12 protein-coding genes and 1 pseudogene are annotated in these 13,492 nt (G+C 26.4%); 3 read left to right on the forward strand and 10 right to left on the reverse strand.

Annotated features, from left to right (window positions below; all coding sequences use genetic code 4):
* Positions 1-121: 121 nt before the first annotated feature.
* From ffh to AACK89_RS05925, 3 genes are all read right to left on the reverse strand, one after another.
* Positions 122-1,477: a signal recognition particle protein gene (ffh, locus tag AACK89_RS05915; RefSeq protein ID WP_338977922.1), complete on the reverse strand. Its 1,356-nt coding sequence runs from the start codon at positions 1,475-1,477 to the stop codon at positions 122-124.
* A gap of 163 nt (positions 1,478-1,640) precedes the next feature.
* On the reverse strand, positions 1,641-2,144 hold the full coding sequence (locus AACK89_RS05920) for an HDIG domain-containing metalloprotein (protein WP_338977925.1): 504 nt from the start codon (positions 2,142-2,144) through the stop codon (positions 1,641-1,643).
* A complete protein-coding gene (locus AACK89_RS05925; RefSeq protein WP_338977927.1) occupies positions 2,135-2,755 on the reverse strand; it encodes a KH domain-containing protein in 621 nt (206 codons plus the stop codon). Before AACK89_RS05925 ends, AACK89_RS05920 begins: the two co-directional genes overlap by 10 nt.
* Between AACK89_RS05925 and AACK89_RS07700 the strand changes: the two are divergent.
* A pseudogene (locus AACK89_RS07700) lies at positions 2,756-3,086 on the forward strand (transposase); the annotation flags it as partial.
* Positions 3,087-3,131: 45 nt separating this feature from the next.
* Here AACK89_RS07700 and AACK89_RS05940 read toward each other — a convergent pair.
* The 5 genes from AACK89_RS05940 to glpO form a co-directional block, all read right to left on the reverse strand.
* Positions 3,132-3,554: a hypothetical protein gene (locus AACK89_RS05940; protein WP_338977932.1), complete on the reverse strand. Its 423-nt coding sequence runs from the start codon at positions 3,552-3,554 to the stop codon at positions 3,132-3,134.
* 100 nt (positions 3,555-3,654) lie between these two features.
* Complete coding sequence (locus AACK89_RS05945) at positions 3,655-4,893, reverse strand: IS256 family transposase (protein WP_338979306.1); 1,239 nt, start codon at positions 4,891-4,893, stop codon at positions 3,655-3,657.
* A gap of 125 nt (positions 4,894-5,018) precedes the next feature.
* On the reverse strand, positions 5,019-6,587 hold the full coding sequence (glpK, locus tag AACK89_RS05950; protein WP_338977935.1) for a glycerol kinase GlpK: 1,569 nt from the start codon (positions 6,585-6,587) through the stop codon (positions 5,019-5,021).
* Positions 6,588-6,612: 25 nt separating this feature from the next.
* Complete coding sequence (locus tag AACK89_RS05955; RefSeq protein ID WP_338975066.1) at positions 6,613-7,386, reverse strand: MIP/aquaporin family protein; 774 nt, start codon at positions 7,384-7,386, stop codon at positions 6,613-6,615.
* An 18-nt stretch (positions 7,387-7,404) separates the two neighbouring features.
* Positions 7,405-8,517 (reverse strand): type 2 glycerol-3-phosphate oxidase, encoded by a 1,113-nt coding sequence (gene glpO / locus AACK89_RS05960; protein WP_338977938.1) that lies wholly within the window; start codon positions 8,515-8,517, stop codon positions 7,405-7,407.
* A 284-nt stretch (positions 8,518-8,801) separates the two neighbouring features.
* On the opposite strand from glpO, the gene AACK89_RS05965 reads away from it, so the two are divergent.
* Positions 8,802-9,922, forward strand: a protein-coding gene (locus AACK89_RS05965) for an IS3 family transposase (RefSeq protein WP_338977941.1) whose coding sequence is annotated in 2 segments (ribosomal slippage) — positions 8,802-9,045 and positions 9,045-9,922 — 1,122 coding nt in all. Because the reading frame shifts where the segments join, the coding sequence is not laid out codon by codon here.
* A 265-nt stretch (positions 9,923-10,187) separates the two neighbouring features.
* Here the strand turns inward: AACK89_RS05965 and AACK89_RS05970 are convergent.
* Positions 10,188-11,012, reverse strand: a complete 825-nt coding sequence (locus AACK89_RS05970) for an HAD family hydrolase (RefSeq protein WP_338975427.1) — start codon at positions 11,010-11,012, stop codon at positions 10,188-10,190.
* 10 nt (positions 11,013-11,022) lie between these two features.
* Positions 11,023-11,364: a thioredoxin gene (gene trxA / locus AACK89_RS05975; protein WP_338962978.1), complete on the reverse strand. Its 342-nt coding sequence runs from the start codon at positions 11,362-11,364 to the stop codon at positions 11,023-11,025.
* A gap of 522 nt (positions 11,365-11,886) precedes the next feature.
* Between trxA and AACK89_RS05980 the strand changes: the two genes are divergently transcribed.
* Positions 11,887-13,269 carry an MFS transporter gene (locus AACK89_RS05980; protein WP_338977943.1) on the forward strand — a complete coding sequence of 461 codons (1,383 nt, stop codon included), beginning with the start codon at positions 11,887-11,889 and terminating at the stop codon, positions 13,267-13,269.
* Positions 13,270-13,492: the final 223 nt, after the last annotated feature.

The raw sequence follows: 13,492 nt of genomic DNA on the forward strand, positions 1-13,492 counted from the left end.
ATTTAAAAAAATTTTAATAAAATAATATCTATAAAAACTCAAGAAATCAAAGTTTTATACATTTCTTGAGTTAAATAAATTTTAACAAATTAACAAAAAATAACAAATTTTTTTTATTTTTCTAACTTTTTATTAACTTATCTAATCCTGGAATATTTGGCATTTCTCCTTTTTTAATCTGACCAGCAATTTGATCCATAACTTTTTTAGTTTTTTCAAATTGGTTTAAAACTTTATTTAATTCTTTTTCTGAACGACCTGAGCCTTTTAATACTCTTGCTTTTCTAGTTGGATAACGTAAAATTTGTGGCTTTTCACGTTCTTGAGCAGTTGTTGAAGCAATAATATATTCTGCTATTTTTAAATCAGTTTCAGCATCACTAATTTTAGCATCACTAATTTTAGCAGACATACCAGGAATCATTTTTACAAGTGATCCCAATTTACCCATTTTTTGAATTTGCTTCATTTGATTAACAAGGTCATTCAAATCAAATTGACCTAACATCATTCTATTCATAGTTTCTTCAACATCACGAGTTGAAACTATACTTTCGGCCTTCTCCATTAATGTAGTAAGATCACCCATTCCTAAAATACGTTCTGCCATTCTTTCTGGATAAAAAACCTCTAAATCAGTTACCTTTTCACCCATTCCTAAGAACTTAACAGGAATCTTTGTTAAATAAGAAATTGAAAGAGCTGAACCACCCTTAGCAGTACCATCTAATTTAGTGATTATGCTTCCAGTAATAGGAATAGTATTATTAAACTCAATAGCAACATTAATTATATCTTGTCCTGCCATACCATCACAAACAAGTAAAACTTCTTCTGGTGAAGTAATTTTTCTTATTTCTGCTAGTTCTTGCATTAATTTTTCATCAATGTGTAATCTTCCAGCTGTATCAATTAATATTACATCAAACTTATTTTTATTAGCATATATTTGAGCATTTTTAACAATATTAGTAGGGGTTTCATTTTTTTGGGAAAAAACTTCAATATTCAATTGTTTTCCTAAAACTTTTAATTGTTCAACAGCAGCTGGACGATAAATATCTCCTGCAACTAGTAAACATTTTTTTTGATATTTATCTGTTAACAACTTTGCTAGTTTAGATATTGTTGTTGTTTTACCAGAACCTTGTAAACCAACTATCATAATAACAGTAGGATTAGTAGATAAATCTAATTCAACATTCTTAGTACCCATAATCTTTGTTAATTCATCATGAATAATTTTAATTAACATTTCTTTTTGATCTAAGCCTTCTTTAATAAATTCACCTTTTGCTTTATTAATAATTTCATTAGTTAAAGTTTTAACCACCCTAAAATTAACATCAGCCTCTAACAAAATTAATCTGAATTCTTTAATTGTTGCTTCCATATTTTCCATGGTTAAAGTTTTTTTACTTAAATTTTTTTCTAATGTTTTTTGTACTTTTTTTGACATAATGTCAGCAAAACTCATATTTATATTCTCCTCTATTTTTAAGACTATATTATTTTAACACTAAAATAATAATGAAAAAATAAATTAAGCATAAAAAATAAATATTTGAATTAACAAATTATATATTTTATAAAGTTAAAAGAGAACCTAAGGGTTCTCTAAAAAACAATTAATTAATTTTTTAATTAATTAATTCTGTTGCTCTTACTTCACGAATAACAGTAATATGAATATCGCCTGGTATTGTAATCATTTGTTCTAATTTTTGTTTTAAGTTTCTTGCTAATATATGAGCATCAAAATCATTAATAACTTTAGGATCAACAATAACTCTAATTTGTCTTCCGGCCTGAACAGCATATGCTTTTTCTACACCTTTAACAGATTTACACAAATCTTCAATTTCTTTAATTCTAGTTATAAATTCTTCTAATGAATTATTTCTTGAACCAGGTCTAGCTGCTGATAATGTATCAGCAGCTGAAACTAAAGAAGAATAAACATTATCTTTTGCAACATCACCATGATGAGAATGAATAGCATTAATAATAATATCACTTTCACCATATTTTTTTGCTAAAATCACACCATTATAAACATGTGAACCTTCTAATTCATAATCAGCGGCTTTACCAATATCATGTAATAAACCAGCACGTTTTGCAATATTAACATCTAAACCCAATTCAGCTGCATTGCTCCTGCAAGTTTGGCAACTTCAAAGGAATGCAATAAAACATTTTGACCATAACTTGTACGATATTTTAATCTTCCAATATAAGATACTAACTCTGGTTCAAAACCAGTTAATTTTAACTCATCAATAATTTTTTTACCATCAACTTTAAAACCTTCATTTAATTCCTGCTCATGAAATCTCAAGATTTCTTCAATTCTAATTGGATGAATTCTTCCATCTTTAACTAAATCTTCTAAAGCTCTAGTTGCAATTTCTCTTCTGATCGGATTAAATGAAGAAATTTGAATTGTTTCTGGCGTATCATCAATGATAATATCTACACCTGCTGTTAACTCAAAAGATTTAATATTTCTACCCTCTTTACCAATAATTCTGCCTTTCATTTCTTCATTAGGCAACTTAACGTATGATACTGACTTATCAACAATAAAATTACTTGCATAACGTTCTATTGCTTCACTAACAATATTATTGGCTAACTCTTTAGATTGAAGTTTATTATTATATTCATGATTTTTAATAATTTTATTAAATTCTAATGATAATTTTTCTTTTAATTTACTAAACAATTCATCTTTTGCTTCATTTCGACTCATATCAGAAATTTTGAAAGTAAATGAAATAAACAATATCCTCAAATTACTAAATCTTGATATAAAAATTGAGATAATTTAATGGTTTTTATTAGTTATCCAGTAGAAATCAAAAGAGTGATTTATACTACAAATGCTATTGAATCTGTTAATAGTCAATTACGAAAAATCATCAGAAATAAAAAAAGTTTTTCCTAATGATATGGCAGTTTTCAAAATATTTTACTTGGCAATTGAAAATATAACAAAAAAATGAACATTGCCTATTCAAAATTGAAATACAGCAATTGCTCATTTTATGATAAAATTTGAAGACAGAATTAATCTAAATTAGTAACTTTGTAAAACAAAGATACACAGATTATTAAAAAGCCTCAAATTAAACTTGAATATAATATTGTCGTTTTTTGTCATTATCATAATCGTCATATTGATTATTAAATTGAATATTTCCAACTCCATATAAATATAAACTAGAATATCAATCTTTTACTGCTTTTTTAGAAATACGACATTTAATACCTGAATCATTTAAATATTTTTCAATAACAAAGAATAATTTATTAAAATAAGTATTATTTAATTCAGAAAGAATTTTAACATTTTTTATCTTATTAGTATCATCTGAACTAGGTATAGTAGTATATTGAGGTCAATAACCATTATCAGCATTTACTCATAATCCTCAAAATTGTGTATGATAATTAGTTCAATAACTAGCTGCAAATGTTTCAACTATAATTTTACTTGCAAAATGAGGTTCGCTTAATAATATAGGTAATGGTCTAACATTTTGAATCATTGATGCTACTGCTGCATATCGACCTTCAGCACGTCAAATTGCAAGATATTTATATTTTGAGGCTTTTTAATAATCTGTGTATCTTTGTTTTACAAAGTTACTAATTTAGATTAATTCTGTCTTCAAATTTTATCATAAAATGAGCAATTGCTGTATTTCAATTTTGAATAGGCAATGTTCATTTTTTTGTTATATTTTCAATTGCCAAGTAAAATATTTTGAAAACTGCCATATCATTAGGAAAAACTTTTTTATTTCTGATGATTTTTCGTAATTGACTATTAACAGATTCAATAGCATTTGTAGTATAAATCACTCTTTTGATTTCTACTGGATAACTAATAAAAACCATTAAATTATCTCAATTTTTATATCAAGATTTAGTAATTTGAGGATATTGTTTATTTCATTTACTTTCAAACGATTCTAAAGCTTGCATTGCTTGTTCTTCACTACATGCACTATAAATTGGTTTTAAATCTGCAACTAGACCTTTTCGATGTTTGTATGAAACATATTTTAAACTATTTCTAATTTGATGAACAATGCATAATTGATGTTCTGTTTTAGGATAAACTGATTGTATTGCTTCTGACATGCCTGTTAAATTATCACTACAAGCAATAAGAATATCATTTAAGCCACGATTTTTCATTTCTGTGAAATTAAATAATCAAAACTTAGAACCTTCATTTTCACTAATTCATAATCCTAAAACATCTTTTTTGCCTTCTAAATCAACTCCTAATGCTATATAAACTGATTTGTTAATAATCCGTTTATCTTGTCGTACTTTAACTACTATACAATCAAAATAAACAATAGGATAAATACTTTCTAATGGTCGATTTTGTCATGCTTTAACATCATCAATAACATCATCAGTAATTTGACTAATAACACTTTCACTAATATCAGCACCATGATATAACTCTTGCAACTGCATTCTAATGTCAGATAATGTCATTCCTTTTGCATACAAGGAAAGAACTTGTTGATCAAAACCATCAAATCTTCTTTGCCTTTTAGGAACTATTACAGGAGTAAAATTACTATTGCGATCTCTTGGTACATCAATTTCAATTTTACCTTGTTGAGTTATTAATTTTTTTGAACTTGTACCATTACGAGCATTTTCAGTAGTACTATGTTGATTTTTTTCATATCCTAAATAATTTTGCATTTCAGAATTCAACATTTTTTCAACTAATCTTTTTGTTAATTCTTTATATAAACCGCCAGGTTTAAAAACTGTTGTTAAATCTTCAGTATTTTCTAGTAATAAATCTACTGCTTTTGATATTGGATCATTATTATTAAAGTTATCTTTTTTAGCCATCTGTAACTCACTCTTTCTAGTCATTTAATTATATTTACTAGAATTAATTAAACATAGTTATTTTTGTAAGTTACACAGATTACTAAACATTTCCCTTAATTTTTATACTGTCAATTCAGTTATTTTTATTTAATAGAAGTAGTTCAACCACGTGTTCTTTTAACTGCTTCTTGTCAACCCTTATAAAAAGTTTCTGCTTTTTTTTCTGTCATAATTGGTTTATATTCTTTTTCAATTTTATTTATTTTTTTAATATCATTAATATTTCAAAATCCAATTGCAAGTCCTGCTAAGTAAGCAGTACCCATTGCTGTAGTCTCAGTATTTTTAGGTTTAATTAAATTAGTACGACTAATGTCACTTTGGAATTGCATAATATATGAATTATTACTTGCTCCACCATCAACTTTAATCTTAATTTTTAAATCTTTTAAATCTTTATTTAATTTAACATCTGCTTGCATTGCCAGAATAACATCTTGTGACTGATAAGCTAATGATTCAATGGTACCTTTAACAATATGTTCACGTTTCGTACCAAGTTCTAAACCAAATATAGCACCACGTGCTGTTGAATCTCAATAAGGGGCACCCAAACCAACAAAAGCAGGTACTACATAAATACGCTGTTCTTCTTTAGGATCAACAATTTGTGAATATCATAGACTTTCATCGGAACGATATAACATTCGTAATTGATCACGTAAAAACTGAACAGCAGCTCCTGCAATAAAAACTGAACCTTCTAAAGCAAAAACTGGTTCTTCGCCTGATATTTGATAAGCAATAGTGGTTAGTAAACCTTGTTTTGAAAAAAGAGGAGTATTTCCAATGTTCATTAAAATAAAACAACCAGTACCATAAGTATTTTTGATTTCACCAGGTGTTAAACATAATTGACCAAATAATGCAGCTTGTTGATCACCAATTGCAGCAGTAATAGGAATTTCTTGCTCATCATTTTGGAATAACATTCCTTTATAAGTAGTTCCAATTTTACCTGAACTGGGAACTACTTCTGGTAGCATATTTTTAGGAATATCAAATAATTCTAGTAATTCTTCATCTCATTTTTTAGTATTAATGTTGAATAACATTGTTCGTGAAGCATTTGTAATATCAATAACATGTTTAGTTTTTTCAACATTATTTTCAATACCATTTGTCATTTTATAAATTAATCAACTATCAATAGTACCAAAAGCTAGTTTTCCTTTTTTTGCTAATTCACGTGCATTTTTAACATTATCTAAAATTCATTTTATTTTAGTAGCAGAAAAATAAGAATCAATTAGTAAGCCGGTTTTTTTATGAATTTTTTCTTTTCATCCTTTTTTTGTTAACTCTTTACAGTAATCTGCTGTTCTGCGATCTTGTCAAACAATAGCGTTATAAATTGGTAAACCTGTATCACGATTTCATACTACTGTTGTTTCACGTTGATTAGTAATACCAATTGCTTCAATTTGATTAGATTTAATATTACTTTTATTTAAAGCTTGTTGCATTGTTGTTAATTGATTATTTCAAATTCCAAGTGCATCATGTTCAACTCAACCTGATTGAGGGGGGTAGTGCTGAGGTATATCAATTTGATGGATAGCAGTAATTTTTCCTTCTTTATCAATAATTAAAGTACGACAACTAGATGTACCTTCATCTAATGCCATAATATATTTTTTTTCTTCTGACATATTATTTATCCTTTCTGTACTTTTATTAAAGTATTTCAATTACTTGAATTAAACCACCAGCAATAATTGCTCCTAAAATTGGTCCAATAACAGGCACTGGAGCATATTTTCAATCAGAACTTCCTTTATTTGCTATTGGTAAAATAGCATGAATAATTCTTGGTCCTAAATCTCGAGCTGGATTAATAGCAAAACCTGTTGGTCCACCAATAGCAAGTCCAATAACCATAACACCAATACCAACAGTCGCAGGTCCAGTAATAAACGCAGAACCACTATTAAATATTTTATAATTAATAACTAAATTTTTAATACCAATAGTAGCACAAACAATCATAACTAGCATAAATGTTCCAATAATTTCTGTTATAGTATTTCAAATATAACTACGTTCGGCTGGGGCTGTTGCAAAAGTTGCTAAAATTTTATTATTATCTTCAGTAATGTTATATTGTTTAAAATATGCTAAGTAAACAACTAATTGTCCTAACATTGCACCTAAAAATTGAAATAAAATATAAAATGGAATATAAAGGAAGTTTTCCCCAATAAAAGCTGTTTTTTTATTAGCAACTCATAATCCAATAGTAACAGCTGGATTTAAATGTGCTCCTGAAATTCCACTTAACATTGCAGCAATAGCAACAGCAAATCCTCATCCAGTACAAATAACAAGCCAACCACTATTTTCTCCCTTTGTTTTTTTTAATAAAACGTTGGCAACAACACAATTTCCTAGTAAAATTAGGATAAATGTGCCAAATAGTTCACCAATAATTACTTGTGAGACTTCTGGCATAATATTTTCCTCCTTAAATTAAATATTTTTTATCATATTTGCTACTAGTAAAGCAATTGCTGGTGCTGAACTTAGACCTGGTGATTTAATACCAGCAACATTAATAAAGTTAGGATTATTACTAGCAAATTTTATGAAAAAATCATCAGTTTCAACACAAATTGCTCGTGAACCACTAATTACTTTACAAGTTTTATTAATATTTAAAGTTGGAATAATTTTTAGACCAATTTTATTAATAAGTTCAATATCTTCAATTGTAATTAATCTAGTATCACTTTTCGGTACATTTTCATAAGAAGTAGGACCCACCAAGATATGACCATCAAGCATTGGGGCAACTATTACTCCTTTACCATGAATAGTAGGTATCATAAATAGAATGTGATTATTTATAATATGATTTTCGGTTTTTTCAAGAATACAATACTGTCCTCTTCTAGTTTTTAAAGTGAAATCTTGACAATTTATTAACTTTGCAATATCATCAGCATAATGACCAGCAGCATTAATAATATATTTTGAAGTAAAAGTTACTTTTTTTTGATTATTTAAACAAGTAACTCGAAAACCTGAATTTAATGTTTCAATATTAATTACTTGATGATCAACTTTTAGTTGTCCTTTATTTTTAATCATGCGATTAATTAAAGATTGTGTTAATAATACTGGATCAACAGCATATGAAGCAGAACAAAGTAGTGCACTAGTAACTTTTGGATTAACATTAGGTTCTAATGAAATTACTTCTTCTCTTGTTAATATTGATAATTCTTTTTTAGCAAGACCATTAGTAATACCGCGTGCATATAATTTTTGTATTTCTGAGTTTTCTTCTTTGCTAAAAGCAAGTATTAAAGAATCAATTTTTTTTCATGGAAAATCTAAATTTTTAAATCAATCATTTTCATATAATTTTCTGCCCTCTAGATTTAATTTAGCATTTAGTTTTCCTGGTGTTGGATCAAATCCACCATGAATGACTCCAGAATTTCCTTCTGATGTTTCTTGGGCAATTCTTAAATTTTTTTCTAAAATAACTACTTTTAAGTTTCTTTTTGATAATTCATCACTAATAGCAGCACCAATAACACCAGCACCAATAGTAATAACATCAAAATCAAATTCCATTACTTTCACCTCTCTCTAAACATCATTAAGAACAAAAGTTCTATCTGTGTATAGTTTAATTATAATATATTTTTTTATTATTAACTTAATTCCAAATATTAGGTTAATTTGTAGACATTTTTAAATGAGATTTTATTAAAAAAAATAAGAAAAATTTGTGTTATATTATAAATAACGATATAAGTTCAATATCGTTATAATTTTAATGTGGATGGGTTACACTTTATTGGACACTAATTACGTAGACAAGTGAACAAATTAGTGAAAAGAAAGGAACTATAATTATGGCCAATATTAACTCATATACCGATGAATTTAAAAAACAAATAGTAGCTTTATATCAAAGTGGTAAGTCAGTGTCTTGTCTTGCTAAAGAGTACAATGTTACAAGAGCAGCTACTTATAATTGAATTAAGCAATTTACTAATTCAGGCAGTTTTAAAACTAAAGATAATCGTTCTGTTGAAGAAAATGAATTAATTAAATTAAGAAAAGAATTAAAACAGTTACGAATGGAAAATGATATTTTAAAGCAAGCAGCACTAATAATAGGCAGAAAATAGAAATTATTGCTAAAAATAAAGTTAAATATAAAATTCGTAAAATGTGTCATTTTTTAAAACTTTCTAAATCAACATATTATTTTAATTTAAATAAAAAAGAAGATAAAATTAAAAATAATATGTATGATGAAGCTGTTATTAGTGCTTTTAAAGAAAATAAAGAAGTTTATGGAACAAGAAGATTAAAAGTTGTTCTAGAAAATAAAGGAATTTATTTATCAAGACGAAAAATTAAAAAAATTATGAATAAACATAATTTAATATCAAAATACACTAAATTATCATTCAAAAATCATAATAACAGAGTTAATAATAGTCAAGTAACAAATCTTGTTAATAGAAATTTTAATAATAGGGTTAAAAATGAAGTTATTGTCAGTGATTTAACTTATGTTCAAGTTAATGGCAAATGAAACTATATTTGCCTATTAATAGACTTATTTAACCGCGAAATTATTGGACATAGTGTTGGATTTAAAAAAGATGCATCATTAGTATATCAAGCATTTATGCACTCAAATCGCTGTTTAAAAAATATACAAATATTTCATAGTGATCGCGGTAATGAATTTAATAATAAAATTATTAATAATCTTTTATTAGCATTCAACATTAATCGTTCTTTAAGCAAAAAAGGTTGTCCTTATGACAATGCTGTTGCTGAAGCAACTTTCAAAACTTTTAAGACCGAATTTATCAATGATAAAAATTTTACATCATTAATCCAATTAAAATTAGAATTATTTGATTATATCAATTGATACAACAACATAAGAATCCACAGCACTTTAAACTACTTAACCCCCATTAAATATCAAACACAAATGTCCACCAAAAAATAGTCCTAAAAAGGGTTGCCATTCCAAAAGTGCTAGTGGAGGAACTAAAACTTTAACTTCTAATATAAATATAAACGATGTGTCTTTTATTTCTACAATGAAATAATTGATGTGTTTAACAGTTAAATAAATAAGTTTAATTAAGAAAAATTAAAAATAAAAATATTTAGTTAAGTATAAAGGATATTGAATTAAAAATGCTGGACAATTACCAGCATTTTTAAAGTTATATTTGATAATAAACTATATTAGAAAATTAAACTATTATTTATTCAAACTCTGATTTAGGAAATACATATTTATCGATAGCTTTTGCAACACCACCACAAGTATTTTTACTAGTAACATCATATGCTATTTCTTTTAAATTAGGATGAGCATTTTGCATTGCAATACCATATTTAGCCCACTTTATTAATTTATAATCATTCATACCATCACCACAAGCTAGTACTTGGTCAGGAGTAATATTTCATTTTTTGCATAAAAATTGTACAGCAGCAGCTTTATTAATACCAATTGGATTAATTTCGATAACACTATGAGAAGAAGTAGCAAGTTCTAAATCTTTTATAGTATTTAATTGTTCTAAAATTGGATTAACTTGTTTTTTCTTTTTACAAAATAATAAAATTTTATACATACCCTCATCGGTATTCTCATCAATTTGTTTAGTTGGTAGGTTATTAAAATTTTCCATAATTTTAACTTTTAGTGATCTGCGATTAATTAAGCCTGTTTTATTATCGGTACTATATCCTCACATTGCTAAATTATTTTTATTAGCAAATTTAACTATTGTTTGTATTTGCTCTTTTGTTAATGATTTTTCATATAATATATCTAATCTATTATCATTAGTAATATCAAGGATGTTACCACCATTATAACAAATAATATGACCGGTTTTTTCGTGCATTAAACATGCTTTTGCAATATCAATGGTTGAACTTGGTGCTCTTCCTGTTGCAATAATAACTTTAATATTTTTTTGATATGCTTTTTGAATTGCAATTAGATTTTTAGGATGAATTTTTCATCTACTTTTTAGTAAAGTTCCATCTAGATCAAGAACAATTAATTTAATAGCCATTATAAATACCTTATTTTCCCATTTCTTCGATAATATTAGTCATATCTTTTTCAGAAACTAAACCAAAAGTTTTTTTAACTTCTTTTCCTTCTTTATTAAAATAAATTAATGTTGGAATTGATTGGATTTCATACTCTTTTGCTAGTTCTTTAGCTTTGTCAACATCAACTTTAATAAAATTAATATTTTTGTGTTTTTCGTCATTAGCAACATTTTCAAATCTTGGCCCTAACATTTTACAAGGACCACATCATTCTGCTGAAAAATCAATTACTGTTATTTTTTTTGATTGTAAAAGTTGCTCAACTTCTTTTATAGAATTAATATGTTGTATTTTGCTTTCATTATGCATGTGTTCACTACCTTTTCTTTTAATTTATTTTATGGTTTAATTTTATCATTAGTTTTAATTTTTAAAACATTAAACGATAAAATATTTTTTTTAATTTTAGTTATTACTATATAAATATTTATAATTTTTTTAGAATAAATTTATAAGAAAATTATAAATTATTTTGTTTAAAATTAAAGAAATATCTTTTCAATTTTAGAATATATCTGTTATAATCTGAAATATATAGGTTAGGACTAAACAATTTGAGAAGGGGATAAATAAATTATTAGTATATTTTATAAAACTGTTTAATAAATAGATGTAAATGAATTTTAAAAGGTGTAGAGTTAATATTTATTTATGGTATTTCAAAAAAATAGTTTGGTAGAGAGTTATTTTTTAATTTTTAATATTATTTATTTTTCCACAAAAACAAAAATTGTAAAAACCTATGTGTTAAAGTATGTTTATATTAAGTTTTTAAGAGCAGGTTATTTGGGTTACTATAATTTATGCATCCTTTTAGAAGGAGAGTAAAAAATGTCTGTTTTTAATAGACTTGCATGTGTTTTTAAGCCACCTGCAAAAAAAGAAATTTTTAGTGAAGACTTAAAGCAAGTTAATAAAAAATTTATTATTTTACGTAATCAAGTTTTTGGTTTTAGCATTTTATCATATATTCTTTACTACTTTACTCGTCAAGCGTATACAGTAGCGGGTTCTGCTTTAGAAAGCAATGGTAGCATAACTAAAATGGAGTATGCTTTAATGGGAACAATTTTTGCGGTTGTTTATGGTGGTGCTAAATTTATTGTTGGAAATGTCGCTGACCGTAGTTCAGGAAGAGTAATCATGATTGTTGGATTATTTGTTTCTTCTATTTTAAATATTATTATGGGTGGTGTAGTTGCTTTTGCTGGAACTAAAATTAGTGTTGGCCCATTTGTAATGATGTTGAGTTTGATTGCGATGTTGGCTGTTTTCCAAGGTATGGGTTGACCAGCTACAGCTAGACTATTTTCTCATTGATTTACTGATAAAGAACGTTCAGGACGTATTGGAATTTGAAACTCAGGACAAAATATTGGTGCTGCTTTATTACCAGTTGTTGTTATTTCTTTAGTAACAGTACTTGATCCGGGTGGAACAATTTATGGTTTATATTTTTGAATTCCTAGTATTTTTGCTTTAGCTATGATTCCATTATGTTTATGAGGATTACGTGATCGCCCCGAAGCAGAAGGGTTACCTACTGTTGAAAAATGAAAAGGTGTTCTAGAACATAAAGAAGAAAAAGCAGAACTTAATTGAAAAGAAATTTTTGTAAAGTATATTTTAAAAAATAAATTTTTATGAATATTAGCATTTGCTAATATTTGAGTATATGTTATACGACAAGGACTGGCAGGATGAACATTAATTTTAATGAAAGATGTTCATGGTTTAGATTTAAAACATAGTAAATGATTTGCTGCCTGTTTTGAATTATCTGGTTTATTTGGTGGTATTTCTGCAGCATATTTTGCTAAGTGATTTTTTAATAATCGTAAAGCACCATTAATGATATTTGGATTATTAATTGCACTTTGTGGACTGGTTTTATTGCAAGTTGCTCCTCGTGGTAATATGCCTATGCTTATTACTGCTTTAATGATTGCTGGTTTTGGTGTTTATATGCCACAAGCAATGATTGGTGCTACTGCTATTGAACTAACAAATAAGAAAGCAGCTGCTACTGCTTCAGGATTTACAGGATTATCTGGTTATTTTCTTGGTGATGCTCTTTTTTCAAAAGTAGTAATTGCTGTTATTGGTAATGAAAACTGAGATTATGTATTTTATTACTTTTATGGTTGTATTGCTGCTGCTATTATTTCATTAGCTTTACTATGAACAAAAAATCAAGATAATAAAATATTATAAAAATATTATTAAATTAGCACCCTTATTATGGTGCTAATTTTTTTATTTAAAATGATATTTTAATAATAAAATTAATAAAATTTTATTGATTTTCAAAGTTGCGGTGTTATAATAAATTAAGTAACGTTTTTCTTTTATTGTTTGTTTTTATAATTTTTTATGTTAAGATTTGTTTGTTATTAAAATATATAAAAATAAAATCTTATGATTGTCTGCGAGTGTT

This window comes from Spiroplasma endosymbiont of Panzeria rudis (assembly GCF_964019705.1).
Lineage (GTDB): Bacteria > Bacillota_I > Bacilli_A > Mycoplasmatales > VBWQ01 > Spiroplasma_E > Spiroplasma_E ixodetis_A.